Below are 24,655 nucleotides of genomic sequence, written 5' to 3'. Positions count from 1 at the left end.
GCCGATCGAGGCGCAGCGACTCACCACATCGTTGCGGCCGCGCGTTCGGGCCAGATGCGGTCGTACTCCGCGCCGCCGACCTTGTTCTCGCTCATTTCCGCGAGGATCTGGCCGGGCGTCGGCAGCGTCTTTGGATCGACGCGCTTGTCAGGATTCCAGAGGTCGGAACGGACGATGGCGCGGGCGCACTGGAAGTAGATTTCCTCGACGTTCATCACCATGACGCTGCGCGGCGCCTTGCCTTCGACCTTGAACGAGGCCAGCAGCTCCGGATCGATCGAGAGATAAGCGCGACCGTTGGCGCGGACGGCGTTGCCGGAGCCGGGAATCAGGAACATCAGCGACACCCTGGGATCGCGCACGATGTTGCGCAGGGAGTCGACCCGGTTATTGCCGCGGCGGTCCGGCAGCATCAGCGTCTTGGGATCGTGGATACGGACGAAGCCGGGGAGATCGCCGCGTGGCGAGCAATCGATGCCTTCGGGCCCGATGGTGGCGAGCGCGGCAAACGGCGCCTTCTCGATGAAGATGCGGTAGAGCGGCGTGACGTGGTCGGCGACTTTCACGGTCGAGGCGTCATTGGTGGCGCCATAGATGGCTTCCAACTGTTCGACCGTTTCGATCACCGACATTCCACTCTCTCCTCGTTGCATCGGCAGCTATTCCTGCCAGCATTCATTCCTGATCACGCGCACGAGCTGGCGGCCGTGATAGTCCGCGCTGCCGGCGTTGAGGATGGTGACGTCGGTTCGCGCCGATGCGTCATCGACACTGCGCGACAGCCGCTCGGCGATATTTCCGTCGCTGTGCCGCGCCCGCGCGGCAAGCCGCTGCGCCAGCACGTCGGGCGGCGCCGTGATTGCGACGACCACGACGTTTACGTAAGCTCGGCGCAGCGCGGCGATCACCGTGCGCGAGACGTTGGCAACGACGGCTCGGCCGGCCCGGATGTCGTCGTTGATATCGAGCGGCAGGGCATAGGAATGCCCGTGCGCCTCCCAATGCACAGCAAAATCCCCGTGCTCTCGCACGCGGCGGAATTCTTCCTGGCTCACCGCAATGTTGTCCTCGTCGGCAGAGGACTCCCGCGTCACGACCCGGCGCGGGAAGACGATGTCGGGATCGTCGGCGCAGGCCGCTTGCGCCAGCCGCAGCAAAGTGTCCTTGCCCGCGCCGCTGGGACCGACCACGAGCACAAGCCGCCCGGGGCCGATCGCACCCGCCTCGTCCTGCGCCGTGGTCACGGTCTCGCTCATGCGACGCGGTTCCCTTCGCGCCAGACGCTGCGAACGACGGGAACGTCGCCGGCAACGTGCACGCGGATCAGGTCGGCGCGCTTGCCGGTCGCGATCTCGCCGCGGTCGGTGAGGCCGACCGCCTCAGCGGGCGCTTTCGTCACGGTGCGAACTGCCGCCGCGAGGCTGATGGCCGGCACATGCTCCGGCAGTTGCAGCGCGCCCATCAGGAGGCTCGAGGGGATGTAGTCCGACGACAGGATATCGAGCAGGCCTTCGCGGGCGAGATCGACCGCAGCGATGTTGCCGGAGTGCGAGCCGCCGCGCACGACATTGGGCGCGCCCATGAGAATGTCGATGCCAGCCTGGTGCAGGCCACGCGCGGCCTCCAGCGTGGTCGGGAACTCCGCCACCGAGACGCGATCGCGCACGGCGTCCGCGACGTTCTCCTCGGTGGTGTCGTCGTGGCTCGCCAGCGGAATCTTGTACTGATGCGCCAGCGCCACGATCTCGCGCATGTTGTTCGCTGCATATTGCTTCTGATACTCGAAGCGCTTTGCGAACAGCTCATCGAGCTCGGCATCGGTCTTGCCGCCGCCCTTGCCGCGATAATAGTCGCGCAGCTTGACCTCGTCGCGGAACTGGCGCTGGCCGGGCGTGTGATCCATCAGCGACATCAGCTTGACGTCGGGGCGGTCGATCAGCTCCTTGGCCTCCTCGACCACGCTCGGCATCGGGATCTCGCAGCGGAGATGCAGGAAGTGGTCGGCACGCAGCAGGCTGGCGTCGCGCGCGGTGGTGATCGCGGCGGCGAGCACGCCGGCGCGGCCATCGACTTCCTCGGCACCGTCCTCGCGCCAGACCCGGAGCGAGTCGAACACCGTGGTGATGCCGGAGGTGGCGAGCTGGCCATCATAGGAAATCACAGCGGCAACCGGGTTCCAGAACACTTTTGGCCGCGGCACATAATGCGCTTCGAGGTGATCGGTGTGGAGCTCGATCAGGCCCGGCATGATAAGATCGCCGCCGGCGTCCTCTGCGCCCGCCGGCGCCCTGCCCTCGCCGATCTCGACGATGCGTCCGTCGGCAAGAGCGAGCCAGCCCTGCTCGATCACCCGGTCGGCCAATACAATCCTGGCGTTGGCGATCACCGTTACCTTCGGCTTGGCGTTCATTTCCCTCTTCCTTCAGGCCGCGGCGGCAAAGCTGGTGACGTCGACGATGCGGTCCGCAATCAGATGACGGATTTCGTCGTCATGGACAATAGCGACCATGGCAACGCCCTGGCGCTTCTTTTCAGCGACCAGTTCGACCACGACGGCGCGATTGGCAGCATCGAGCGAGGCGGTGGGCTCGTCCAGCAGCAGGATCGGCAGGTCCGAGATGAAGCCGCGCGCGATGTTGACGCGCTGCTGCTCGCCGCCGGAGAAGGTCGCGGGCGGCAGCTGCCAGAGCCGCTCGGGGATGTTGAGACGATGCAGCAGCTCGCCGGCGCGCGCCTGTGCGTCGGCACGTGCCATGCCGTTCACGATCAGCGGCTCGGCGACGACGTCGATGGTGGCAACGCGCGGCACTGCCCGCAGGAACTGGCTGACATAGCCGATGGTGGAGCGGCGGATGTTGAGCACCTGCCGCGGCTCCGCGGTGGCGAGGTCGATCACCGTGCCGCGATGGCGGATGCCGATGCGGCCGCTATCGCAACGGTAGTTGCCGAAGATCATCTTCAGGATCGACGATTTACCGGCGCCCGAGGGTCCCGACAGCACGACGCACTCGCCGGGATTGACGTGGAACGTCACGCCGCGCACGACCGGCAGCTCGATGCCGCCTTGCAGGTGCATCGTAAAGGTCTTTTGGGCATCGGCAACGTCGATCATGGCGGTCATCGAAAAACTCATGGCGGGAGAATCGAGGAGACGAGGAGTTGCGTATAGGGTTCGCGGGGGTCGTCGAGCACCTGGTCGGTGAGACCGGTCTCGATGACACGGCCGCCCTTCATCACCATCACGCGATGCGACAACAGGCGCGCGACCGCGAGATCGTGGGTGACGATGATGACGGCGAGATGCAGCTCGGCGACGAGGCTGCGCACGAGATCGAGCAGGCGCGCCTGCACCGACACGTCGAGGCCGCCGGTCGGCTCGTCCATGAACACCAGCCGCGGCTCGGTGACGAGGTTGCGGGCGATCTGAAGACGCTGCCGCATGCCACCGGAATAGGTCCGCGGCGCATCGTCGATGCGCGCGACGTCGATCTCGACGCGGGTGAGCCAGTCCGACGCGGTCTCGCGGATGCGGCCGTAGTGATTCCAGCCGACGGCCATCAGCCGCTCGCCGACATTGGCACCGGCCGAAACCGCCATGCGAAGGCCCTGCGCGGGATCCTGGTGCACAAAGCCCCAATCGGTGCGGAACAGGAAACGCCGCTCGGCCTCGCCGAGCGTCGTGAGATCACGCGCGATGCCGTCGCGCATCCGGTAGGACACATGGCCGGCACTCGGTGCAAGCTGGCCCGACAGCATCTGCAGAAGCGTCGACTTGCCCGAGCCTGACTCGCCGACGATCGCCAGCACCTCGCCGGGATAGAGCGCGAAGGAGACGTCGCGGCAGGCGGCGATGCGGCCGAAGGACTTGCTGAGGGACTCCGCCACCAGCAGCGGCTGGTCGTTTTCGAGCGTATCGAGGTCGGCCAAGTCTTGATCAACCATGTGAGCCCGCCTTTTCCTTGTACGGCGCAGCGCTGAGACTGCCATGATGGCCGGCGGCCTGGCGGCCCTCGCAATAATCGGTGTCCGAGCAGACGAACATCCGCCCGCCCTTGTCGTCGGTGACGATCTCATCGAGATAGGAATTTTCCGCCCCGCAGAGCGCGCAGGGCGCGTTGAAGCGATAGGGCTCGAAAGGGTGGTCCTCGAAATCGAGCGAGACCACCAGAGTATAGGGCGGGATCGCGTAGATGCGCTTCTCGCGGCCGGCGCCGAACAATTGCAGCGCGGGACAATTGTCCATCTTGGGATTGTCGAACTTCGGCGTCGGGGACGGATCCATCACGTAGCGCGCGTTCACCTTCACCGGATAGGCGTAGGCGGTCGCGATATGGCCGAAGCGGGCGATGTCCTCGTAGAGCTTCACATGCATCAGGCCGTACTCGGCAAGCGCGTGCATGCGCCGCGTCTCGGTCTCGCGCGGCTCGAGGAAACGCAACGGTTCGGGGATCGGCACCTGATAGACCAGCACCTGGTTTTCATTCAGCGCCGTCTCCGGGATGCGGTGACGGGTCTGGATCACCGTCGCCTCCGCCGTCGCGGTCGTCGTCGCAACGCCTGCGGTCTTGGCGAAGAACTTTCGGATCGAGATCGCGTTGGTGGTGTCGTCGGAGCCCTGGTCGATCACCTTGAGCACGTCCTGGGGACCGAGGATCGCGGCGGTGACCTGCACGCCGCCGGTGCCCCAGCCATAGGGCATCGGCATCTCGCGGCTGGCGAACGGCACCTGGTAGCCGGGAATGGCGATCGCTTTCAGGATCGCGCGACGGATCATCCGCTTGGTCTGCTCGTCGAGATAGGCGAAATTGTAGGCGGGCGCGTTCATTCCGCGGCTTCCTTCATGGCATCAGGCGCATTGGCATCCGCGAACTCCTGCCGCAGCTTGCGCAGCAGGCCCAGCTCGGACTGGAAGTCGACATAATGCGGCAGCTTCAGATGCTCGACGAAGCCTGTCGCCTGGACGTTGTCCGAATGCGACATCACGAATTCTTCGTCTTGCGCAGGGGCGAGCGCCTCCTCGCCGAGCTCGCGGGCACGCAGTGCGCGATCGACCAGCGCCATCGACATGGTCTTGCGCTCGCTCTGGCCGAAGGCAAGGCCGTAGCCGCGGGTGAAGCACGGCGCTTCGGTCGCGGAACCCTTGAACTGGTTGACCATCTGGCACTCGGTCAGCTCGATCGAACCAAGCGGCACGGCGAAGCCGGCGTCTTCCGCGATGAACTCCACCTCGACCTCGCCGAAGCGGATCTCGCCGGCGAAGGGATGGTTGCGGCCATAGCCGCGCTGGGTGGAATAGCCCATCGCCAGCAGGAAGCCTTCGTCGCCACGCGCCAGATTTTGCAGGCGCAGGTCGCGATCCGCCGGGAAATTCAGCGGCTCGCGGGTGAGATCGCCGACCGGCGCGCCGTCCTCGGCCCGGGGCGAGGGTTCGATCAATCCGTCGCGACCGAGAATGTCGGTGACGCGCGGCGTTGGCGCGGTGGGCGCTTCAGCCGTCGCCGGGGCGTCGGGAACGAAGCCTTCGGCGAGCGAGGGATCGAGCAGGCGATGCGTGTAGTCGAAGGTCGGCCCGAGGATCTGCCCGCCGGGAATGTCCTTGAAAGTCGAGGACACCCGCCGTTGCACCCGCATGGCGCCGGTGTCGACCGGCTCGCTGGCGCCGAAGCGCGGCAGCGTGGCGCGGAAGGCGCGGACCAGGAAGATCGCTTCGATCAGATCGCCGCGCGCCTGCTTGATCGCAAGCGCCGCGAGCTCGCGATCGTAGAGCGAGCCCTCGCTCATGACGCGGTCGACGGCGAGGCCGAGCTGCTCCGAGATCTGGTCGAGCGTGACCTCCGGAACGTTCTGGTCGCCGCGCCGCTTATGCGCGAGCAGGCGATGGGCGTTCTCGATGGCGCGTTCGCCGCCCTTGACTGCGACATACATACTTCAGCTTCCTTTGCTCACGACGCGCGTGGTGCGCGGGATCGCAACCACGGCGTCATCGGCGACCAGCACCACATCGCTGCCGCGCGGAAACAGCGCCTCGTTGATCCGCAGGCGTTCGAACAGGTCGAAAGGCTTGATTGACGCCTGCAGCGTCGCGACACCGTCGATGCCGGGGCCGCGCAGCTCGAAGCCGCGCCCGGAGGCCAGGCTATCGACCTGAATGATCACCGTGGTCGAACGATCCGGGTATTCGCTCGTCCCGAGCGCAAACCGATCGAGCGGCGGAAGCGCCGTGCCGTCGCTGATCAGCGCGAAGCTCGCGATCGAGCAATCCCGCACCACCGGCGCGCCGGTATGAAATTTCAGCCACTTTACCAGGTCGGAGCTTTCCACCATCCGCGCATCGAGCCAGAGCGGCGTGTCGTGGTCGAACAACGTGAGCGCGATCGCGGCGGTGCCGCGCATCATCGGCCCCGGCGCTCCGGCCATCGGCACGATGCGCTGAACCGAGCCCGGCCGCGCCATGGCATCCATGACGGAGCGAAAGGTCGATTGCGCCGACAGCACCTTGTCGGCGAAAGCCGGCGGCAGTTCCGCAATCGTGGTCATGATCTCACCCCTCACCGCGCACCATGGTGTAGAAATCAACCTTCGTCGCAGCGATCTCGGCCGCCGCCTGCTTGCGCCTGATCATCAGCTGCTTGCGCAACGGCGCGACAACGTCCCGCTCCACCGCTCCGCCGTGATCACGCGACTGCACCAGCGCATCGCACAGCGCGATCAGCCGCGCCTTCTCACCGTCGCGGCCGAGCGCGTAGCCGAACCCGACCTCACCGCTCGCAAGCCGCACCGCGGCGCGCGACACCGTGGCTTCGCCGAGATTGAACGGCGCGCCGTCGCCGCCGACCCGGCCGCGCAGCATGACGAGCCCGTTTTCCGGCGCGCGCAGATCCTGGTGGGCCGGGAGGGCCAAGTTGCGGAGGCGAGCGGCGATCTCGCCCGCCTCCGCGTGCGCCAGCACCGCCATAGCGGCCTTGCGCTGGGCTTGCTGATTGTTGTGCTGCGTCACTGGTCCACCGAACTTGCCGCATTGAAGTTGTCTATGATAATAGACAACTTAATACGGACGCGCCATGACTGTTTCGTGACAATGATGTGATTTTCGGAGTAGGCTTCCCGCGACATGAGCATGCAGGACACAGCCTCCTCGGGCGTCGCGCTATGGCTCCTCGTTGCCGACGGCATCGAGCGCGGCATCGCCGACGGCCGCTTTGCGGCCGGCGACAAGCTGCCTGGCGAGATGGAGATCGCCGAAACCTATCGCGTCAACCGCCACACCGTGCGGCGCGCGCTGGCAGCCCTCGCCGAGCGCGGCCTGGTGCGGGCCGAGCGCGGCAGCGGAACCTATGTCGAGGCGCAGAAGCTCGCCTATCCGCTGCGCTCGCGCACACGCTTTTCCGAGATCGTCGGTGCGGGCGGCCGGGAACCGCATGGGCGGCTGATCGATGCGACCGACGATATCGCGACGCGCGAGCTCGCACGGGAGCTGGGACTGAAGACCGGCGCGCCCTTGGTGCGGATCGAGGCGATCCGCCTCGCCGACCGCACGCCGATCTGCGTGTCCACCACCTGGCTGTCGGCGGAGCGGTTTCCGGACGCCGGCGCCGTGTTCGCGGCGACGCGCTCGATGACGAAGCTGCTGGCGCATTACGGCGTGCGCGACTATCGCCGCGGCGCAACCCGAATCACGGCCGGCATCGTCGATGCGACCGATGCCGCACGGCTTGATCTGGCGCTGGGTCGGCCGATCCTGGTGGTGGATGCTACCGACAACGATCTCACGGGCAAGCCGCTGCTGACGAAGCACTCGCGCTTTGCGGCGGAACGGGTGGAATTTCTGGTGGAGAACGGGTGAGATGCCTGCTCTCCCTCCCCAGTTCTTATGCGGGGCTATCGCATATGAGTTCGTTCTTGGCAGGGGCCTGAGCGAGCGCCTCGTCCTTCGAGACGACCGCTTCGCGGTCTCCTCAGGATGAGGCTGAGCGGCATCTTCGCTTGTGGAAACTGCTGTCACGCACTCGGTCCTCATCCTGAGGGCCCGCCAAAGGCGGGCGTCTCGAAGGATGGCCGCAGGGAAAAGCTCTCGAATGCGATCGCCCTGCGTTCTTGCGAGGAGAGGCGGAGGACCTACACCGCAGCCCGCCTGCCAATGATCGCAAAGCGCAGCTTGCCCGAGATGAAATCGATCGCGGCCACCGCAACCAGGATCATCAGGATCAGGAACGAGACCTTCTGCCATTCCAGCACGCGGATCTGCTCGGCCAGTTGCAGGCCTATGCCGCCGGCGCCGACGATGCCGATGATGGTGGCCGAGCGGGTGTTCGATTCGATGTAGTAGAGCACTTGGCCGGCGATGACGGGCAGCACCTGCGGCATCAGGCCGAAGCGGATCTCGTGCACGGCACTGCCGCCGGAGGCGCGGATGCCCTCGACCTCCTTCTGGTCGGCGCCCTCGATCGCCTCCGAGAACAGTTTGCCGAACGCACCGAAATCCGACACCGCGATGGCGAGCACGCCGGCAAACGGGCCGAGCCCGACCACGTTGATCCACACCAGCGCCCAGATCAGCGTATCGACGCCGCGAATCGAATCGAGGAAGCGCCGGACCGGGAAGCGAAAGAAACCCGACGGCACGATGTTGCGCGCCGCAAGCAGGCTCACCGGCAGCGCGAACAGTGCGGCGAGCGTGGTACCGAGCAGCGCGATCGACAACGTCTCGCCGAGCGCCTTGAGATACAACGGCAGCGATGAACCGGGATCTGGTGGGATCATCATCATCGTGATCCAGCCGAGCTGGCTGACGCCGGCAACGAGGCGCGACGGTGAAAAGTCGAGGTCGACCAGCCCGAACACCAGAACTGCGAGCGCGACGGCGATCATCGCCGGCGTCGCGAGACGCGCGGACGCCGGCCGGCTGAAGACATCAGGATAGCGCGCGCGAAGCTGTGCCGTATCGACTTCGGGATGGTGGCTCATGTCCGTGCCTCTCTGCCGAACAGGCGGCCACGCAGCCAGCCGGTGCCGATGTCGATGAGGAAGACCGTGACGATGATGGTCAGGAGGATCGCGCTGACGTCGGAATAGTAGAACTTGCGGATCGCAACAATCAGCTCCATCCCGATGCCGCCGGCCCCGACAAAGCCCATCACCGAGGCTTCTCGCACATTGATCTCGAAGCGCAGCAGCGCGTAGCTGACATAGCCCGCGATCACCTGAGGCAGCACGGCAAAACGCATGCAGGACAGCCAGCTTGCCCCGGTCGAGCGCACGCCTTCGACCGGCCTCATGTCGGCATTCTCGACGATCTCGGAGAACTGTTTGCCGAGCGCGCCGGTCGAATGGATGGCAATCGCCAGCACGCCAGCCATCGGCCCCAGACCGAAGGCGATGACGAAGATCAACGCGAACACGATGCTCGGCACGGTACGGGCGAACTCGAGCAGGCGGCGCACCACGAAGAGCAACCAGCGCGCCGGCGCGGTGTTTTCGGCGGCGAAGAAGTTCAGCGCAACCGCGAAGAGCGCGCCAATCAGCGTGCCGACATAACTGATCAGCAGCGTCTCGCCCAGGAGCTTCAGCCATTTGTGCCAGCCCCAGAACCATTCGCCGATGTCGGTCCAGACGCGCTGGCCATTGTCGAGCGTGAAGATGCGATCGAAGTAGCTGACGAAATTGCCGAAATGGGCGAAGAAGGTGCGCAAGTTCACTTCGGCGCCGATCGCAGCGACGAGCAGCGCGGCGATAAACAGCGCAGCGCCAAGCAGCAGGCGCAACCGCTTGCGCGCGACCGCCTTGCGGTAAGCCGCATTCAGCGCAGCCAACTGTTGCTCGGGAAGGATCGAGACTGCGATGGTCATTCGGTCGGAGGCGAGCCAGTCATGGAAAGAGCCGGGTCGATTGACCCGGCTCGAGGTCCGTTGTCCCGAGCGATCAGGACGCCTTCTTGCGCAGATGGTCGACGAACTTAATCAGCTCGATCGTCTTGTTGTAGTCTTCGTTCGTGACCGGATCCCAAGGCTTGTTCTTGCCGTCGGAGAGCTTCTTGAAGGCCTCGGGGTCCTTCTGCGCGGCGTCCAGGAACGTCTTCTTGATCGCAGCCTTCATGTCGTCCGGGAGATCGCTGAGATAGGCGACGGGCGAGTTGATGATCATGTCCGACTTCACGACGATACGGAAGTCCTCCTTCTTCATCGGCGTGCCGTCGGCATTCTTCAGCATGCCCTTGGTGAGCATGCGGGTCAGGTTGGAATCGTCATCGGCGTTCCACCAGTTGGCGGCGACATCCACGGTGCCTTGCGCGAGCGCCAGCACCGCATTTTCATGGCTGCCTGTGAAGACGACCTTTGAGAAATAGGCCTCGGGATCGACGCCCATCTGGTTCAGCTTGAAGCGGGGCATGTTGTTGCCCGACGTCGAGTTCGGGTCGACGAGCCCGAGGTTCTTGCCCTTGAGGTCCTCGACCTTCTGGTAGGGCGATTTCGCGAGCACGTAGAAGACCGAGTAGTAGCCCTTTGAGCCGTCAGCATTGACCTCGATCGCGAACGCATCGGTCTTGACACCGGTCAGCCGGGCGCGGGCAAAGGCTGCAGGGCCGTAATAGCCGATGTGAATGTTTCCGGCGCGCTGGCCTTCGATCACGGCGGCATAGTCATTGGCGACGCGTAGCGTGACCTTCGTGCCGAGCTCCTTCGACAGATAGTTGATGAAGGGCGTAAAGCGCTCGGTGACGCCGGAGGCGTTCTCGGCGGGAACCACGGCGAGAGTGATCTCCGGGTATTTCTTCCGCCAGTCTTCGGCGGAGGCGGAGGCGGTGAAGGCCAGGGCCGCGGCACCGGCAAGAATCAATCGACGAGTAATCATGATACCCCTCTTCTTCAGCTGGAGTTCTTTTAACGCGAAACGTTGAATATACGCTTCCGCCGCTCAGGCGGCGGCAGCGCTGCCGAGCGCCGGAACACCCTCGGGCGCGGCGGTCGGCGCACCGCCCATGACCTCGTTGGCTTCCAGATCGTAGAGCTCCCGCGCAATCCGATCTGTCAGCATCGACGGCGCGCCGTCGAACACCACGCGGCCTGCGGCCATGCCGATCAGCCGGTCGCAATAGCTGCGGGCGAGATCGAGCGAATGCAGGTTGCAGAGCACGGTGATGCCGAAATGCTTGTTGATGCGCAGAAGGGCATCCATCACGATCTTGGTGTTGCGCGGGTCGAGCGAGGCGATCGGCTCGTCGGCCAGAATGATGTCGGGCTGTTGCACCAGGGCGCGGGCGATCGCCACGCGCTGCTGCTGACCACCGGAGAGCTGGTCGGCGCGCTGGGCGGCGAGCGAGGCGATGTCGAACTGCTCGAGGGCCGACATAGCCAGCGCCTTGTCCTGCTCGGGCCAGGCCTGCGACAGCGAACGCCAGGCGGGCATCGTCGCAAGACGCCCCATCAGGACGTTGGTGAGCACGTCGAGCCGGCCGACCAGGTTGAATTGCTGGAAAATCATCGCCGAGCGCGCACGCCACCGCCGCAGCTCCTTGCCGCTCAATGCGGTGACGTCGACGCCGTCGAACAGGATGCGTCCCTCAGTCGGCGTCACCAGACGGTTGATGCTTCGCAGCAATGTCGACTTCCCGGCGCCGGATCGCCCGATCACACCGACGAAGCCGCCGGGAGAAACCTCAAACGAAGCGTCGTCCACCGCGGCTTTTGCGCCGAAGCGACACGTCAGACCATCCACCACCAGCATGCAGGGCTCCAGAGTAGCTGGAGCCAATCGCTAACGTCCATGCTTAACACTTGTGTGACACGACCGTTGCAGCGCAGCGATCCTGCACACGTCATCCCCTGTCATCGCTACGTCATGACATTGTCATGAATCCACTCGAAGAGGAACGCCCGCCCTCGCACCCCGGATGCAACATGGCCGCCAAAGCTCTTTCGGTCCAGCCGACCATCGACCCCTCGGCCAAACTGCATGAGACCAGGCTCGGCGCTTATACCGAGGTTGGCGCGCGCACGATCCTGCATGAAGTGGCGATGGGCGATTACTCCTATGTCGTCAACGATTCGCAGATCACCTACACCACCATCGGAAAGTTCTGCTCGATCGCGGCGATGACGCGCATCAATCCCGGCAACCACCCGATGCACCGCGCGACACAGGCGCACTTCACCTACCGCTCCAGCGCCTATTTCGAAGGTGAGAGGGACGATGCCGAGTTCTTCGACTGGCGGCGCCAGCATCACATCCATATCGGCCACGACGTCTGGATCGGCCATGGCGCGATCGTGTTGCCGGGGCGCAACATCGGCACCGGCGCGGTGATCGCCGCCGGCGCCATCGTCACCAAGGACGTGCCGGCCTACACCATCGTCGCCGGCAATCCGGCCCGGATCGTGCGGCGGCGGTTCTCGGAGGAGATCGCCGGGCGCCTTGCGAAGCTCGCCTGGTGGGACTGGGATCACGACAAATTGCGCGAGGCGCTGCCCGATTTCCGCAAGCTCGGGATTGAAGATTTTCTTTCGACATACGAAGCACGGGCGAGCTCTCTCGCCAGTTCTCCCGCCAGCAAACGAAGCGCGATCGCGTGACAGACATATTCCTCGAAGGCGGCCGGGCCCTGATCGGCGCCGAGTTCGTCGAAACCTCACTTCTCGTGTCCGGAACGGATATTGCACAGGTCGATGCTTCGCGCGGTCGTGCGCGGCTGGCGATCGATGCCCGCGACCTGCTGGTGCTGCCCGGCATCGTCGATCTGCATGGCGATGCCTTCGAGCGACAGATGATGCCGCGCGCCGGCGTCGATTTCCCGATCGACGTCGCGCTCGCCGACAGCGACCGCCAGGCGATCGGCAACGGCATCACCACCGTCTTTCACGCCACGACCTGCTCCTGGGAGCCGGGCCTGCGCAGCGCCGACAATGCGCGCGGCCTGATGGAGGCGATCGAGCGCCAGCGCCCGCAATTCGCCGCCGACACCCGCTTTCATCTGCGGCACGAGACCTACAATCTCGACGCCGAAGGCGAGATCGCCCAGTGGCTCGCCGAGGGCCGCGTCGACCTGTTCGCCTTCAACGACCACATGGACGGCACCGTCGCCGACATGGCCAAGCCGCGCAAGCGCAACCGCATGGTGGAGCGCACTGGCCTTTCGAGCGAGGAATTCGACCGGCTGGTCGAGCGCGTGGTTTCGCGCGCCGACGAGGTGCCCGCTTCGGTATCGCGCCTCGCCGCTTCTGCCCGCGCGGCCGGGGTACGGATGCTCTCGCATGATGACGCAACGCCGGCGATGCGCCGGGAGTTTCGCGAGCTCGGCGCTGACATCGCGGAGTTTCCGATCAACGAGGAGACGGCGCGGGCGGCAGCGAGCCACGGCGATGCCATCGTCTACGGCGCGCCGAATGTCGTGCGCGGCGGCAGTCACACCGGCTGGACCAGGGCATCCGACATGATCGCCAAGGGGCTCTGCTCGGTGCTGGCGTCGGACTATTATTATCCCGCACAGCTGCTCGCCGCGTTCCGCCTCGCCGCCGATGGCGTGGTGCCGCTGACACAGGCCTGGGATCTGGTCTCCGCCGGCCCGGCGCGTGCGACCGGCCTTGCCGATCGCGGCATGCTCGCGGAGGGACGCCGCGCCGACATTCTCCTCGTCGACGACAGCGTGAAGCTGCGGCCGCGGCTGATCGCAGTGATCTCGGGCGGCAAGCTCGTGCATCTCACCGACGCGACAAGGCTGCTCACTGCCGTGCCGGCGCCGCGCGAGGCTGTCGTCGCGGCTTAAATTGGCTATGCTGAGTCGATGACAGGTTTCCCCCGCTACGCGATCTATTTTGCCGCCGGCGCCAACGGTGCCTTCTCCCGCTTCGGCGCCGAACTGCTCGGCTATGACGCCCGCACGGGCGACGAGGTGCCGTTTCCGCGCGAGGCGCTGCAGATTGCTCCGGACTGGCACGACCTCACCACCGATCCCCGCAAGTACGGCTTTCACGCCACGCTGAAGGCGCCGATGGTGCTGGTATCAGGCAGGACCGAGGCCGAGCTCATGGCGGGCTGCGCGACGTTTGCCGGCCAATCGCGGACAATTCCAGTGATCCGCCCCGTCGTCGATACCATCAGCGGCTTCATTGCCGTCATTCCGGCCGAACCGGTCGACGCTCTCCAGCAGCTTGCCGGCGATTGCGTTCGTGAATTCGACTCCTTCCGCGCGGCCCTCGCCGCGGACGATCGTGCGCGGCGCAAACCCGAAAAACTCACCGAGCGGCAGCGCGATTATCTCGACCGCTGGGGCTACCCTTACGTGATGGAGGAATTCCGCTTCCACATGACGCTCACCGGCCGGCTGGATGCAGATCGCCGCGGGCCGATACTGGAGATGTTACGGGCCCGGTTTGCGTCGCTTCGTCTCGGCGCGCTGGCGATCGACCGCCTCGCACTGTTCAAGCAGGACGACGCAAAGGCTCGCTTCCACATCATCGGCGAGTGGGCGTTGACGCGGTAAGCGCCCCACTCTCAGCTCCCAAGATTGAAGGCGAGCGCCACGGCGCCGACCAGGACGAGACTGGTCGCCCAGACTGCATCCAGATTGAACCAACTTCGCGAGACGAACTTCAGCCCCAGATAACGGTAGACCAGCCAAGCCAGACATCCGCCGGCGCTGACCATGGCGGCAACGTGCACCAGGGCCACGAGCACCGCCATCCCGATACTTGCCTTCATCAACTCGCCCGCCGCCTCATGTCCGGCATCGAGCTCGAAGGCCTGGCAGAGCCCAAGATAGATCGGCACGAGCATCAGGGCGGCGCCGTGAGCAATGGCCACGGCAAACGACCAGAGCACCAATTGCGCCGGCGGAATTCGTGCCAGCGCGCGCGGATGGCGCCGAATGATCAACCGATAGACGCCGAAGCCAATGACGAGAAGGCTCGCGCCGATCTGGATCGGACGCTGCCACTCCGCCAGCACGAGCAGGAACGCGAATGGCAGCAGCACGAGAAGCGTAGCGAGCAGATGCCCGGCCGACAGGGCCCACAGAGCGCGGAAAAGCGCGCGCGGGCTCTTGTCCATGAGCCCGGCCGAAACGGCGAGCGGCCATCCCATGCCTGGATTGACGCCGTGGTAGAGGCCGCTCGCAACGAGAGCGAGCCACAGCCAGCCGAGTGCCGGGCTCGCGTGACCCCAATCTAGACCGACGGGTAGCAAAAGGAATCCGTCGAACAATCGCCGCCCTCGAGCCTGATCTGGTGCGCACGATATCCGTCGGGGAAGCTCACGAAATAGTCCTTGTCGAGCTCGAGGCCGCCGTTGCGACCGACATTGGCCATGACCTCCACGCCCGGAACCCCATCGGGATAGAACTGGTTATCCCAGGTGGAATAGAGCGAGTTGGTCCAGTAAACGCGCCTGCCGTCGCGGCTGATCTCGACCATCTGCGGACCCGCCGCAAATGCCTTGCCGTTCGGATGAGGCGTGCGGCGCGCGATACCGCCGATGTGGACCGAGCCCGCAAGCTTCGGCTTGCGCGGATCACTGACGTCGTACTGGCGCATTTCACCCGTGCCCCAGCACGAGACATAGAGAAACCGGTCATCCATCGACAGGTCGATGTCGGTCACCAGCGGCGGCACGGCGCCAAATCCCTGGAGCAGCGGCGGGAGCTTCTCCTTTGGCGCTGGCTCGGGTGGGATGGTCGCGGTCTTCTCCGCATGGAATTTCCCGCCTTCTCGCCACCATGTCCAGATCGATGCTTCGAGATTCGTGGTGTCGACCACGACGCCTACGAAGCCGTACTCGCGAACCGGATCGTGCGCCGGTCGTACCTCCAGCGCCATTTGATGATTGGCGCCGAGGTCGATGGTCTGGACGTTGCGACGTGCGCGAAGATCCCAGAAGTGGAGACGATGTCCATATTTGTTCGCAAGCAGATCTTCCGGGACGATCCCGTTCTCGAACTGTGGCGGCAATGCCCATTCGCTCGTCACCATGTAGTCGCGCGGCAGATTCCACCAGAAATCATAATGCAGCGTCTGTGGACCGCGGTCGATCTCCCATCGTCCGAGGACCTCGAAGGTCTCGCAATCCATGATGAAGACGCCGGGAGGGCCGTCGGTGCCGTCCTTGCCGCCGCCGCCCAGCGTGCTCACGTAAATGCCGTCCGGCCCGCAATGGATCGTGTGTGGCCGCGAGTAGCCGGTCTTCTTGAAGACTTCCTCCGGCTCGATGATCTTGTGGATCTTGGCTTTGGTCGGATCGGGCTTGGTATCGATGATGTAGATGCGCGACGAGCGCAGCCCGGGAATGATGAGATAGCGCCGCTCGACGAAGGCATGTCCGGCGAGCGGCGACAAGGCGGAGGAGCAGGCATTCCAGCCGAAGTGATGAAACTCATCGCCCTTGTTGGGCATCGTCACGGTGTGGACGACTTGGCTATAGGTCGGCGATCCCGGCTTGACGTCGATGACCGCGAGTGCATCCGGCTTCGAGAAGTCCGGACTGAGCAGCAATGTGTAGGCAAAGTTCTCCGCAGGTGCTTCCATCGCAAGCTTGGGCGATGCGTGAAAGGTGGGATCCGGCCTCATCGTCATGGCACTGCCTCCCTGTTCTGTCGGTTTGCGCCAACCTGACTCGGGATAACGGCATAGTGAAGAGGTATTGCGCGATGTCTCGACTGCTCCGCAGAGTCTGGTTGGTCAGCGTACGATACTTGATCGCCGGGTCCGGGGAAACTGGCGGAATTGCGCCAATTCGACACCTCTAACCGAATGGGCAGTCCCGTCCATTGGGAGCGCAGCGAAAATTGTCTCCGCGGAACCGGTCTGGATTGCTTCGTCGCTTTGCTCCTCGCAATGACGACGGAAAGACCGAATTTCGGCGGGAGAAGGTTACCTCCCCCACCGCAGCGCCAGTGCATCGCGCTCCTTGGCGAGCTCCAGCAATCCCGCGCGCGTTGCCGGATGCAGCGGCTGGAGCGGATGCCGCACGGCTTCCGACTTGATCACGCCGCCGGCCTGCATCATGACCTTGCAGGCGATCAGGCCGCATTGGCGGTTCTCGTAGTTGATCAGCGGCAGCCAGCGCTCATAGGCGGCCTTCGCCTCCTCGCGCTTGCCGGCGAGATACGGATCGATGATCTGGCGGATACCGTCGGGATAGCCGCCGCCGGTCATGGCGCCGGTGGCGCCGGCGTCGAGATCGGCCAGCAGCGTGATCGCCTCCTCGCCGTCCCAGGGGCCTTCGATATCGCTGCCGCCCGCCTCGATCAGGCTGCGCAGCTTTGCGGCGGCGAAGGGAACCTCGATCTTGAAATAGCGGATGTTGGCGAATTCGCGCGCCAGCCGCGCCAGCAGCTCGACCGAGAGCGGCGTGCCGGCCACAGGCGCGTCCTGGATCATGATGGGAATATCGATGGCGCCCGAGAGCACCTTGAAGAATTCGACGATGCCCTTCTCGGGGACCCGGAAGGTCGCGCCGTGATAGGGCGGCATCACCATCACCATCGCGGCGCCGGCCGCCTCGGCCTGCTTGCTGCGCGCCGCGCACACCGCCGAGCTGAAATGCGTGGTGGTCACGATCACGGGAACCCGGCCAGCCACATGTTCCAGCACCGCATGCATCACGGCCTCGCGCTCGGCGTCGGTGAGCACGAACTGCTCGGAGAAATTGGCGAGGATGCAGATGCCGTGCGAGCCGGCATCGATCATGAAATCGATGCAGCGGCGCTGGCCATCGAGATCGAGCTCGCCGCGCTCGTCGAAGATGGTGGGCGCGACCGGGAACACACCGCGATAGGGGCGCTGGGCCTTGTGTTGTGGCGCGACCGGCATCGAACTCTCCATCCCTGATATGTCTTACGTCTGTCTCAGCGCTCGCGGAGCGAGGCGCCACAGATGTACCCGCCACGCGGACCGACGGCAATGCCCGCGCGACATCGGATGGTGAGAGAACGAAACTACGCGGTCTTGACGGCTCCCAAGAAGCCCTCGACCGCGACGCGCAGGCGATCGGCGTCGGCCGACATCTTCTTGACGGACTCCGACAGCACCGTGCCGGCGTTGCCGGTCTCCTGGTTCAGCCTCGCGACGCTGCCGATGGTGTCGGTCACCTCGCGGGTGCCTTGGGCGGCCTGCTGGAAGTTGCGCGAGATCTCCGTGGTCGCCGCGCGCTGCTGCTCGACCGCGGCCGCAATCGCCGTCATCTTCTCGTCGATGCCGCTGATGGCGCCGCCGATCGAGCGGATTGCGGCGACGGCCTGGCCTGTGGCGCCCTGGATCTCCGCGACCTGGCGCGAGATCTCTTCCGTCGCTGTCGCCGTCTGGGAGGCGAGGCTCTTGACCTCGCCCGCGACGACGGCAAAGCCGCGGCCGGCCTCCCCCGCGCGCGCAGCTTCAATAGTGGCGTTCAGCGCCAGGAGGTTGGTCTGGGCGGCGATCGCGTTGATCATCTTCACGACCTCGCCGATGCGGCTCGCGGTCTGGTCGAGGATCTCGACCGTCGCGTTGGTCTGCTCGGCCTGCGCCACGGCCTCGCGGGCCTCGCGGGCGCTCGACTGCACCTGTGCGGAGATTTCGCCGACGGATGCGGAGAGCTCTTCGGTCGCGGCCGCGATGGTCTCGAGATTGTTGGTGGCCTGCTCGGCGGCGGACGAAACCGCGGCGGTCTGGCTGCTGGAGTCCGAGACCAACGAGCGCACGCCGGTCGCGGTGGCGTCGAGCTCCCGCGTCGAGGCCACGACGCTCTGGATGACCGCCTGCACCGTGTCGTCGAAACTGCGGCAGGCGGCATCGACAGTGCCGGACCGGGCGAGCTGAAGCGCCTGTTGCGATTCGCGTTCCCGGCCCAGCCGTTCCGCGGTCGCCGCGCTCTCGCGCAGGCTCTCGAGCGCGGCGGCCATGGTGCCGAACTCGTCGGCGTGACGGGATTGCGGAACCGGCGTCGCATAATCGCGCGCGCTGATGCGCGCGATGGCATCGAGGATGGCGCGCACCGGACGCATCAGGCGATTGCGTACCACGAAGACACCGGCCAGCGTCACGGCCAGCGCGAGCAGGAACGCGAGCGACTGCACGATGAGATTGGTCAGGGCTTTCGCCTGAACCGTCTCCGCGCGCGCGATCGACAGGTCGAGCGCCTTGTTGGCGACTGCGACGATGGACGCGAAGGGCGACTGGCAAAGTGCGTTCCATTCCGAGGCGGGCATCGCGGGACGGCCGCTGCCGTCGAAGTTCCTGGTCAGATCGCCGATCTGCTTGAGAACGCCGTCGGTCTTGGCGCGTGCGTCCCTGGCCGTGTTGACGAGGTCCGCCGTCACATCAGGCGCAGCCAGCAGTTCCTCCATGCCGGCCCATCCGGCAGTGATGGTGCCATTCCATCCGGCCACGGTCTGCTTCTGGGTCTCGTCGAGCGGCTTTGAGCCGTTGACGTTCGGACGCAGGGTCGAGCACTGAATGCCATAGCGATCGCGCACCTGCCAGGCGAGGCGACGGGCCTGGATCATGCGGGTGATGAAAGGATCGTTCATCCAGGCGCGGTTCGACACCGCGGTGGACGCGAGGTTCGCCGTCTCGATCACCTTGGTGACGGCATCGTACCAGGCCGCTGTGCGCTCCACCTTGCGTTCGGCGCGCGGCAGCTTGGCCTCATCGTAGAACAGCTGGAACTTCGGCGCGGCCTCGCTCCAGCGCTGCTTCAGCGTGTTTGCGAGCTCGTCGCGCCGGGCAAATTCGATGGTGGAGAGCGCTGCGGCAATGGCATCATAGCCGGCCTGCTCGGCCTTCTCGGCGGCGCCGAGCTTGGCGCGCGGATCGTCCTCGCCCAGCAGCGCGCTCTGGGCATCGCCGCGATTGTTGCGCAAAGCCAGCACGCCTTGGAAAATCGCCTTGTCGGCATTCGCGAGCCGCTCGGTCTCCAGGCTGTCGCTGTAGCGGCTGAAGGCCCCGCCCATCTGAATGGCCGTGCTGGTCAGCGCACCGGCGGCCAGCAGAGTCATCAGAACCAGGAGGAGCGTGCTTACCGATTTCTTAAAAATTGACATGGACCAAAAGACCTACTCGTCACGAGCGGTCATCTTGCACGGGGACATGCCAAAGTTTCGTTAAGGTTTATTTCAAATGATATGGACCTCGGAAGCTGCCACTCTGTCGGGAGATCGCCTCACGCCACCTTCGTGAAATCCGGCGGCCGGCGCTCGGCGAACGCCGTAAACGCCTCGCGCGCCTCCGCGGTGCGCAGACGCGGCGCGAACTGCTCGCCTTCGGCCTGCATCTGGGCGACCAGCGCCTCGCCGTTGCGCATCAGCTTCTTGGTGGCCGTGAGCGCGCCGAGCGGCTGACGGGCGAGACGCTGCGCGAGGGCGAGCGCCTCGGCATCGAGCTTGTCGAGCGGCACCACACGGTTGGCAAGGCCCCATTCCAGCGCCGACCTGGCGGGCACGGTCTCGCCGAGCGCGAACATCTCATAGGCGCGCGCATAGCCGATGCGCGCCGGCATCAGCAGGCTGGAGGCGGCCTCCGGCACCAGCGCGAGGCTGACGAAGGGCGTCGACAATTGCGCGTTGTCGGCGAGCACGACGAGATCGCAATGCAGCAGCATCGTGGTGCCGACGCCGACGGCACGGCCCTGCACGGCTGCGACCAGCGGCCGGGTGCAGCGCGCCAGCGACTGGATGAAGCGCACGACGTTGCGGCTGCCTTCGGATTTGCCGGCTGCGACCGCGGCGAATTCGCCGACGTCGTTGCCGGCGGTGAACATGTCGCCCTCGCCGCGAATCAGGATCACGCGAGCGGACGGATCGAACTCGGCGGATTCGATTGTGTCCGCCAGCTTGCCGTACATCGCATCGGTCAGCGCGTTCTTCTTGTCGGGACGCGCCAATGTCAGGGTGAGAATTCCGCCGTTGCTCTCGATCCGGACGTGCTCGGTCATTCGTCTGCTCCTCTTGGAAACTTGTTCTGAATGCTCGTCAGCCAGCGTGCGACGATGTCGATCTCCGCAGCCGTGAATCCTTCCGTCAGCGCCGCGTTGACCTCGGCCGCCGAGGTCTTCGCCTGCGCCAGCGCGCTGCGCCCCTTGGGCGTCAGCCAGATGCGCCAGGCGCGGCCATCCTCGCGATCGGCGCGGCGCTCGATCAGTCTTGCGGCTGCGGTGCGGTCGACCAGGCCGGAAATGCCGGCCGGCCCCATATCGAGCGCCGCGCCCGCCTCGCCGATCAGGACGCCGTCCTGCCTGCCGAGGATGAACAGCAGCCCAGCCTGCGCCGGCGTCACCGTGCTCTGCGGCTGCGCCGCCATCCAGCGCTGCAGGCGCCGGTGCGCGACGCTCAGCAGGTAGATCAGCCGATGATGCTTTGCCGCGGCCTCGTTATTTCGCATGCGAAACATCTAGCCGGGCGCGAGGCGATTGTCAAACGAGCCGTTTCGTCACGGCGCACAGGCAAAGCTCGACGCCTCCGTCAGCGCACCCGCCTTGTAGTGCGGCCAGGCCGGCCAGCGGCACAGCGGCATCGCGCGCAGCGTCGCGAACGACGGCGCCTCGACCTTCTGCTCGCTGACTTCGAGGTCGCCGGGCGCCTTGCCCTTCTCGACCCAGTCGACCAGCACGCTCAGCATGTCGACATTGGCCGGCGCGCCGGAGCCGACATGGTCGACACCGGGCGCGGTGTACAGCCGCGCGAATTCCGCCGTCTCGGCCTTGCCCATCTTGCGTTCGACGCTCTCGAAATAGCGGATGCCGGCATAGGGACTCTGCGCATAGTCGGCCATGTGCTCGAGCATGATCAGACGGCCGCCGCGCATCCGGAAGCGGCTGAGGTCGGGATCGGTCGAATCCATCAGCTTCGAGACCTCGAGCAGCCGCGCCTTGTGGTGCTCCACGTTGTAGGTGGTGACATCGAGCTTCGGATCGCGCGCGAAGACATATTGAATGCCGCCGGCGCCGTAGATCCAGGCGATGCCGTTGTTGCGCGCAGGCGGCTGCGCCGAACAACGCGGCAATGAGTGCGGCGAACGGCGCGAGCAGCAGGACGCTCCAGCCGCGGAAGGCGAAACAGGACGAGTAGGCCGAGCCCGACGAGGAGGCCGAGGAGACCCATGCCTCAGCACTCAGACAGCAGGACATCGAGATCGGCGGTCGAACGACGGCCGATCTCCGCGCCGTGCTCGGCGAGGAAGTCGTCCGCGGCCATGCGTCCCTCGGCGCGCAGCATCGAGACGAACTCCCACTCCGCGTTGAGCTTCGAGGAGGCCCCGAACTTCGCCAGCATGTCGCTCTTGATCCGGTGTGTGCGCATCTTCGCCCAGCGCGCGCCCTCGCCGCTGCCCGGATCGGCCGCCTGGTGCAGCAGTGCGATCATGCGCAGCTCCTTCATCAGCGGCGAGTTGAATGAGATTTCGTTGAGCCTGTTGAGGATTTCCGCAGCCGTCCGCGGTTCCTCCAGCCGCTCAGTCGGATTGATCTGGACGAGAATGGTGTCATGCGCGTCGCTTTCGCGCACCAGCGGCGTGATCGTCGGGTTGCCGGCAAAGCCGCCGTCCCAATAGGGCTCGCCGTCGATCTCGATCGCGCGGAACATGGTCGGCAGGCAGGCCGATGCCAGCAGCACATCCGCCGTGATCTCCGCGTTGCGGAAGATACGGCCGCGCCCGGTGCGCACCCGAGTCGCGGTGATGAACAGCTGGATCGGCGAGCGCACGAGGCGTTCGAAATCGATACTCTCGGCCAGCACCGCGCGCAGCGGATTGTAGCCGGTCGGATTGAGGTCGTAGGGCGACAGCACACGCGACATCAAATCGGTGAGGATGTAGAAGGGCGACGTATCGAGGGTCCAGCGCCCCATCAAGCGGTCGAGCGGAGAGCGTTGTAGCGGGCTGAAGGCCGCGGCCTTCGAGACACGGCGCCAGTATCGGTCGAGCGCCTCTCGTGCGCCCTCGGCGCCGCCGGCTGTCCAGCCGTCCGCCAGAACCGCCGCATTCATCGCGCCTGCGGAGGTTCCGGAGATTGCGGCGATCTCCAGCCATTTCTCTTCCAGAAGACGGTCGAGCACGCCCCAGGAGAAGGCGCCGTGCGAACCGCCGCCCTGAAGCGCGAGATCAATCAGTACGGCGTCCCGTTCCATGGCGGACACTCACGCAACTGAAGCTCAAATTCGACGCGATTTTTGACCGGGCCGAATTCGACGACAGTGTGGGAGCAGTTGCTACAAGTTGCAACCGGAACGTGGGGTGGTCTGGAGCTATTTCCGTTCTGATGCGATCGGAACGGAAATGGCTCTAGATTCTGGTTGACGCGTTTGCTTTATATCCACTTCGCTCGAAACGCTTTAGTGCTCGAACACCAGCCGCGCGCCGATGGTGCCGTCGAGGGCGCGGATCTGCTGGAGCAGCTCGCCGGAGTCCTGGCCGCCGAGATCGGCATCGAGCACGACATAGCCGAGGTCGCCGGCGGTCTCGAGATATTGCGCGGCGATATTGATGTCGCGCTGGAGGAAGACCTCGTTCAGCCGCCGCAGCATGCCCGGCACGTTGCGATGGACATGGCTGAAGCGAGCGCCGGAGGGACGTAGATGCAATTGCACTTCCGGGAAGTTCACCGCCCCCATGGTCGAGCCGGTGATGAAATAGTCGACCAGCTTGCGCGCCACCTCGCCGCCGATGCGCTCCTGCGCCTCTTCGGTCGAGCCGCCGATATGCGGGGTGAGGATGACGTTCTCGAGGCCCTGAATGGGACTCTTGAAGCGATCGGAATTCGAGGACGGTTCGACCGGAAACACGTCGACGGCCGCGCCGGCAAGGTGACCATCGCGCAGGGCGCCGGCAAGCGCGTCGAGATCGACCACGGTGCCGCGGCTGTTGTTGATCAGGAACGAGCCCGGCTTCATCGCCCGCAGTTCCTTCTCGCCGATCATGCCCGCGGTCTCCGGCGTCTCCGGCACGTGCAGGCTGACGACGTCGCTCTGCGCCAGAAGCTCGCCCAGCTTCTCGACAGGCTCGGTGTTGCCGTGGCGAAGCTTGTCGGTGCGGTCGAAATAGATCACGCGCATGCCCATGGCTTCGGCCAGGGTCGAGAGCTGCGAGCCGATATTGCCGTAGCCGACGATGCCTAGCGTGCGGCCGCGCACCTCGCGGCTGCCGGTCGCCGACTTGTCCCAGCCCCCCGCATGAGCCGACACCGAGCGCGGAAAGATTCGCCGCAGCAGCATCACGATCTCGCCAATCACGAGTTCGGCGACGCTGCGCGTATTGGAGAACGGGGCATTGAACACGGGAATACCACGCTTGCGCGCGGCCAGGAGATCGACCTGGTTGGTGCCGACGCTGAAGCAGCCGACGGCGAGGAGCTGGTCCGATGCCGCAAGCACCTCATCGGTGATCTGGGTCCGCGAGCGGATGCCGAGCAGCGATACGCCCTTGATCGCCCGCCGCAGGTCCTCACCGTCCAGCGCCTTGGTCAGCCGCTCGACATTGGTGAAACCCGCGCTCCTGAACAGGTCCACGGCACTGTCATTGACGCCTTCGAGCAGCAGCGCCTTGGCGCTTCGCTCAGGGCTTTGGCCTGGGGCTGGCATGATGTCTCCATAGATATGAGCTTTGTCGCAGCTCATAGACCGCGGATGGCGCGCGGCACAATAGGGCTTGGATAGGGGGAGAAGATGGCGAGGCGGTAGGGGGGCGCCTTGGTCCCCACTTCCCCG

At 65.4% G+C, this 24,655-nt stretch carries 25 protein-coding genes and 1 pseudogene; 4 read left to right on the top strand and 22 right to left on the bottom strand.

Features of this window, described 5'->3' with window-relative positions; all coding sequences use genetic code 11:
• Nucleotides 1–20: 20 nt before the first annotated feature.
• Genes ABIA42_RS36620 through phnG form a run of 9 tightly spaced genes read right to left on the bottom strand, consistent with a single transcriptional unit; the run spans nucleotide 21 to nucleotide 6,955 of the window.
• Nucleotides 21–632, bottom strand: a complete 612-nt coding sequence (locus ABIA42_RS36620) for a pyridoxamine 5'-phosphate oxidase family protein (RefSeq protein ID WP_271527151.1) — start codon at nucleotides 630–632, stop codon at nucleotides 21–23.
• Between the two features lie 27 nt (nucleotides 633–659).
• Entirely contained in the window at nucleotides 660–1,256 is a 597-nt protein-coding gene (gene phnN / locus ABIA42_RS36615; RefSeq protein ID WP_271527152.1) for a phosphonate metabolism protein/1,5-bisphosphokinase (PRPP-forming) PhnN, read from the bottom strand.
• Nucleotides 1,253–2,410, bottom strand: coding sequence for an alpha-D-ribose 1-methylphosphonate 5-triphosphate diphosphatase (locus tag ABIA42_RS36610; RefSeq protein WP_370116166.1), 1,158 nt, complete (start codon nucleotides 2,408–2,410; stop codon nucleotides 1,253–1,255). Before ABIA42_RS36610 ends, phnN begins: the two co-directional genes overlap by 4 nt.
• 12 nt (nucleotides 2,411–2,422) lie before the next feature.
• Nucleotides 2,423–3,121, bottom strand: coding sequence for a phosphonate C-P lyase system protein PhnL (gene phnL / locus ABIA42_RS36605; RefSeq protein ID WP_370116168.1), 699 nt, complete (start codon nucleotides 3,119–3,121; stop codon nucleotides 2,423–2,425).
• A gap of 8 nt (nucleotides 3,122–3,129) precedes the next feature.
• Nucleotides 3,130–3,942, bottom strand: coding sequence for a phosphonate C-P lyase system protein PhnK (gene phnK, locus ABIA42_RS36600; protein ID WP_370116170.1), 813 nt, complete (start codon nucleotides 3,940–3,942; stop codon nucleotides 3,130–3,132).
• Entirely contained in the window at nucleotides 3,935–4,825 is an 891-nt protein-coding gene (locus ABIA42_RS36595) for an alpha-D-ribose 1-methylphosphonate 5-phosphate C-P-lyase PhnJ (protein WP_370116172.1), read from the bottom strand. The genes phnK and ABIA42_RS36595 overlap by 8 nt, the downstream gene beginning before the upstream one ends.
• Nucleotides 4,822–5,925: a carbon-phosphorus lyase complex subunit PhnI gene (locus ABIA42_RS36590; RefSeq protein WP_370116173.1), complete on the bottom strand. Its 1,104-nt coding sequence runs from the start codon at nucleotides 5,923–5,925 to the stop codon at nucleotides 4,822–4,824. The genes ABIA42_RS36595 and ABIA42_RS36590 overlap by 4 nt, the downstream gene beginning before the upstream one ends.
• A gap of 3 nt (nucleotides 5,926–5,928) precedes the next feature.
• Nucleotides 5,929–6,537 carry a phosphonate C-P lyase system protein PhnH gene (gene phnH / locus ABIA42_RS36585; protein WP_370116175.1) on the bottom strand — a complete coding sequence of 203 codons (609 nt, stop codon included), beginning with the start codon at nucleotides 6,535–6,537 and terminating at the stop codon, nucleotides 5,929–5,931.
• Between the two features lie 4 nt (nucleotides 6,538–6,541).
• Nucleotides 6,542–6,955 (bottom strand): phosphonate C-P lyase system protein PhnG, encoded by a 414-nt coding sequence (phnG, locus tag ABIA42_RS36580; protein ID WP_370123721.1) that lies wholly within the window; start codon nucleotides 6,953–6,955, stop codon nucleotides 6,542–6,544.
• Nucleotides 6,956–7,111: 156 nt separating this feature from the next.
• Here phnG and phnF point away from each other — a divergent pair, with 156 nt between their 5' ends.
• Complete coding sequence (phnF, locus tag ABIA42_RS36575; RefSeq protein WP_370116177.1) at nucleotides 7,112–7,843, top strand: phosphonate metabolism transcriptional regulator PhnF; 732 nt, start codon at nucleotides 7,112–7,114, stop codon at nucleotides 7,841–7,843.
• A gap of 272 nt (nucleotides 7,844–8,115) precedes the next feature.
• Here phnF and phnE (ABIA42_RS36570) read toward each other — a convergent pair whose 3' ends face one another.
• The 4 genes from phnE (ABIA42_RS36570) to phnC all read right to left on the bottom strand — a co-directional run bounded on the left by phnE (ABIA42_RS36570) (nucleotide 8,116) and on the right by phnC (nucleotide 11,721).
• The gene (phnE, locus tag ABIA42_RS36570) at nucleotides 8,116–8,964 is read right to left on the bottom strand and encodes a phosphonate ABC transporter, permease protein PhnE (RefSeq protein WP_370116179.1); all 849 of its coding nucleotides are present in this window, start codon (nucleotides 8,962–8,964) and stop codon (nucleotides 8,116–8,118) included.
• Nucleotides 8,961–9,845: a phosphonate ABC transporter, permease protein PhnE gene (gene phnE, locus ABIA42_RS36565; RefSeq protein WP_319338352.1), complete on the bottom strand. Its 885-nt coding sequence runs from the start codon at nucleotides 9,843–9,845 to the stop codon at nucleotides 8,961–8,963. The genes phnE (ABIA42_RS36570) and phnE (ABIA42_RS36565) overlap by 4 nt, the downstream gene beginning before the upstream one ends.
• Nucleotides 9,846–9,918: 73 nt before the next feature.
• A complete protein-coding gene (gene phnD, locus ABIA42_RS36560; RefSeq protein ID WP_271527161.1) occupies nucleotides 9,919–10,848 on the bottom strand; it encodes a phosphonate ABC transporter substrate-binding protein in 930 nt (309 codons plus the stop codon).
• Nucleotides 10,849–10,911: 63 nt separating this feature from the next.
• A complete protein-coding gene (gene phnC, locus ABIA42_RS36555) occupies nucleotides 10,912–11,721 on the bottom strand; it encodes a phosphonate ABC transporter ATP-binding protein (protein WP_271527162.1) in 810 nt (269 codons plus the stop codon).
• A 173-nt stretch (nucleotides 11,722–11,894) separates the two neighbouring features.
• Here phnC and ABIA42_RS36550 point away from each other — a divergent pair, with 173 nt between their 5' ends.
• Genes ABIA42_RS36550 through ABIA42_RS36540 form a run of 3 tightly spaced genes read left to right on the top strand, consistent with a single transcriptional unit; the run spans nucleotide 11,895 to nucleotide 14,473 of the window.
• A complete protein-coding gene (locus ABIA42_RS36550) occupies nucleotides 11,895–12,566 on the top strand; it encodes a chloramphenicol acetyltransferase (protein ID WP_370116182.1) in 672 nt (223 codons plus the stop codon).
• Nucleotides 12,563–13,756, top strand: a complete 1,194-nt coding sequence (locus ABIA42_RS36545; RefSeq protein ID WP_370116184.1) for an alpha-D-ribose 1-methylphosphonate 5-triphosphate diphosphatase — start codon at nucleotides 12,563–12,565, stop codon at nucleotides 13,754–13,756. The genes ABIA42_RS36550 and ABIA42_RS36545 overlap by 4 nt, the downstream gene beginning before the upstream one ends.
• A gap of 18 nt (nucleotides 13,757–13,774) precedes the next feature.
• Nucleotides 13,775–14,473, top strand: coding sequence for a DUF1045 domain-containing protein (locus tag ABIA42_RS36540; RefSeq protein WP_370143724.1), 699 nt, complete (start codon nucleotides 13,775–13,777; stop codon nucleotides 14,471–14,473).
• A gap of 11 nt (nucleotides 14,474–14,484) precedes the next feature.
• Here ABIA42_RS36540 and ABIA42_RS36535 read toward each other — a convergent pair whose 3' ends face one another.
• The 9 genes and pseudogenes from ABIA42_RS36535 to serA all read right to left on the bottom strand — a co-directional run bounded on the left by ABIA42_RS36535 (nucleotide 14,485) and on the right by serA (nucleotide 24,529).
• Nucleotides 14,485–15,072 carry a hypothetical protein gene (locus ABIA42_RS36535; RefSeq protein ID WP_271527457.1) on the bottom strand — a complete coding sequence of 196 codons (588 nt, stop codon included), beginning with the start codon at nucleotides 15,070–15,072 and terminating at the stop codon, nucleotides 14,485–14,487.
• Nucleotides 15,073–15,155: 83 nt separating this feature from the next.
• The gene (locus ABIA42_RS36530; RefSeq protein WP_370116186.1) at nucleotides 15,156–16,556 is read right to left on the bottom strand and encodes a selenium-binding protein SBP56-related protein; all 1,401 of its coding nucleotides are present in this window, start codon (nucleotides 16,554–16,556) and stop codon (nucleotides 15,156–15,158) included.
• A 297-nt stretch (nucleotides 16,557–16,853) separates the two neighbouring features.
• Nucleotides 16,854–17,795, bottom strand: coding sequence for a dihydrodipicolinate synthase family protein (locus ABIA42_RS36525; RefSeq protein WP_370116188.1), 942 nt, complete (start codon nucleotides 17,793–17,795; stop codon nucleotides 16,854–16,856).
• A 125-nt stretch (nucleotides 17,796–17,920) separates the two neighbouring features.
• Complete coding sequence (locus ABIA42_RS36520; protein ID WP_370116190.1) at nucleotides 17,921–20,002, bottom strand: methyl-accepting chemotaxis protein; 2,082 nt, start codon at nucleotides 20,000–20,002, stop codon at nucleotides 17,921–17,923.
• A 119-nt stretch (nucleotides 20,003–20,121) separates the two neighbouring features.
• Complete coding sequence (locus ABIA42_RS36515; RefSeq protein WP_370116192.1) at nucleotides 20,122–20,892, bottom strand: enoyl-CoA hydratase; 771 nt, start codon at nucleotides 20,890–20,892, stop codon at nucleotides 20,122–20,124.
• Entirely contained in the window at nucleotides 20,889–21,338 is a 450-nt protein-coding gene (locus tag ABIA42_RS36510; RefSeq protein WP_370116194.1) for a MarR family winged helix-turn-helix transcriptional regulator, read from the bottom strand. The genes ABIA42_RS36515 and ABIA42_RS36510 overlap by 4 nt, the downstream gene beginning before the upstream one ends.
• 48 nt (nucleotides 21,339–21,386) lie before the next feature.
• Nucleotides 21,387–21,944 (bottom strand): annotated as a pseudogene (locus ABIA42_RS36505) (tannase/feruloyl esterase family alpha/beta hydrolase); the annotation flags it as partial.
• A gap of 116 nt (nucleotides 21,945–22,060) precedes the next feature.
• The gene (locus tag ABIA42_RS36500) at nucleotides 22,061–23,080 is read right to left on the bottom strand and encodes a patatin-like phospholipase family protein (RefSeq protein WP_271527171.1); all 1,020 of its coding nucleotides are present in this window, start codon (nucleotides 23,078–23,080) and stop codon (nucleotides 22,061–22,063) included.
• A gap of 204 nt (nucleotides 23,081–23,284) precedes the next feature.
• The gene (gene serA / locus ABIA42_RS36495; protein ID WP_271527172.1) at nucleotides 23,285–24,529 is read right to left on the bottom strand and encodes a phosphoglycerate dehydrogenase; all 1,245 of its coding nucleotides are present in this window, start codon (nucleotides 24,527–24,529) and stop codon (nucleotides 23,285–23,287) included.
• Between the last annotated feature and the right edge of the window lie 126 nt (nucleotides 24,530–24,655).

The sequence above is a fragment of the Bradyrhizobium sp. USDA 327 genome, from assembly GCF_041262065.1.
GTDB classification, from domain to species: Bacteria; Pseudomonadota; Alphaproteobacteria; order Rhizobiales; family Xanthobacteraceae; genus Bradyrhizobium; species Bradyrhizobium liaoningense.
This window is presented reverse-complemented; position numbering and strand designations above follow the sequence as displayed.

What these genes read in the sequence shown, in the direction of transcription:
- ABIA42_RS36525 (WP_370116188.1), bottom strand. Translation starts at nt 17,795, where the DNA reads ATGCCGGTCGCGCCACAACACAAGGCCCAGCGCCCCTATCGCGGTGTG.
- serA (WP_271527172.1), bottom strand. Translation starts at nt 24,529, where the DNA reads ATGCCAGCCCCAGGCCAAAGCCCTGAGCGAAGCGCCAAGGCGCTGCTG.
- ABIA42_RS36520 (WP_370116190.1), bottom strand. Translation starts at nt 20,002, where the DNA reads ATGTCAATTTTTAAGAAATCGGTAAGCACGCTCCTCCTGGTTCTGATG.
- phnK (WP_370116170.1), bottom strand. Translation starts at nt 3,942, where the DNA reads ATGGTTGATCAAGACTTGGCCGACCTCGATACGCTCGAAAACGACCAG.
- ABIA42_RS36540 (WP_370143724.1), top strand. Translation starts at nt 13,775, where the DNA reads ATGACAGGTTTCCCCCGCTACGCGATCTATTTTGCCGCCGGCGCCAAC.
- ABIA42_RS36515 (WP_370116192.1), bottom strand. Translation starts at nt 20,892, where the DNA reads ATGACCGAGCACGTCCGGATCGAGAGCAACGGCGGAATTCTCACCCTG.
- phnD (WP_271527161.1), bottom strand. Translation starts at nt 10,848, where the DNA reads ATGATTACTCGTCGATTGATTCTTGCCGGTGCCGCGGCCCTGGCCTTC.
- phnC (WP_271527162.1), bottom strand. Translation starts at nt 11,721, where the DNA reads ATGCTGGTGGTGGATGGTCTGACGTGTCGCTTCGGCGCAAAAGCCGCG.
- ABIA42_RS36500 (WP_271527171.1), bottom strand. Translation starts at nt 23,080, where the DNA reads ATGGAACGGGACGCCGTACTGATTGATCTCGCGCTTCAGGGCGGCGGT.
- ABIA42_RS36530 (WP_370116186.1), bottom strand. Translation starts at nt 16,556, where the DNA reads ATGACGATGAGGCCGGATCCCACCTTTCACGCATCGCCCAAGCTTGCG.
- phnN (WP_271527152.1), bottom strand. Translation starts at nt 1,256, where the DNA reads ATGAGCGAGACCGTGACCACGGCGCAGGACGAGGCGGGTGCGATCGGC.
- ABIA42_RS36510 (WP_370116194.1), bottom strand. Translation starts at nt 21,338, where the DNA reads ATGCGAAATAACGAGGCCGCGGCAAAGCATCATCGGCTGATCTACCTG.
- ABIA42_RS36590 (WP_370116173.1), bottom strand. Translation starts at nt 5,925, where the DNA reads ATGTATGTCGCAGTCAAGGGCGGCGAACGCGCCATCGAGAACGCCCAT.
- ABIA42_RS36535 (WP_271527457.1), bottom strand. Translation starts at nt 15,072, where the DNA reads ATGGGATGGCCGCTCGCCGTTTCGGCCGGGCTCATGGACAAGAGCCCG.
- phnE (WP_319338352.1), bottom strand. Translation starts at nt 9,845, where the DNA reads ATGACCATCGCAGTCTCGATCCTTCCCGAGCAACAGTTGGCTGCGCTG.
- phnE (WP_370116179.1), bottom strand. Translation starts at nt 8,964, where the DNA reads ATGAGCCACCATCCCGAAGTCGATACGGCACAGCTTCGCGCGCGCTAT.
- phnF (WP_370116177.1), top strand. Translation starts at nt 7,112, where the DNA reads ATGAGCATGCAGGACACAGCCTCCTCGGGCGTCGCGCTATGGCTCCTC.
- ABIA42_RS36610 (WP_370116166.1), bottom strand. Translation starts at nt 2,410, where the DNA reads ATGAACGCCAAGCCGAAGGTAACGGTGATCGCCAACGCCAGGATTGTA.
- phnG (WP_370123721.1), bottom strand. Translation starts at nt 6,955, where the DNA reads ATGGCGGTGCTGGCGCACGCGGAGGCGGGCGAGATCGCCGCTCGCCTC.
- phnL (WP_370116168.1), bottom strand. Translation starts at nt 3,121, where the DNA reads ATGACCGCCATGATCGACGTTGCCGATGCCCAAAAGACCTTTACGATG.
- ABIA42_RS36620 (WP_271527151.1), bottom strand. Translation starts at nt 632, where the DNA reads ATGTCGGTGATCGAAACGGTCGAACAGTTGGAAGCCATCTATGGCGCC.
- phnH (WP_370116175.1), bottom strand. Translation starts at nt 6,537, where the DNA reads ATGACCACGATTGCGGAACTGCCGCCGGCTTTCGCCGACAAGGTGCTG.
- ABIA42_RS36595 (WP_370116172.1), bottom strand. Translation starts at nt 4,825, where the DNA reads ATGAACGCGCCCGCCTACAATTTCGCCTATCTCGACGAGCAGACCAAG.
- ABIA42_RS36550 (WP_370116182.1), top strand. Translation starts at nt 11,895, where the DNA reads ATGGCCGCCAAAGCTCTTTCGGTCCAGCCGACCATCGACCCCTCGGCC.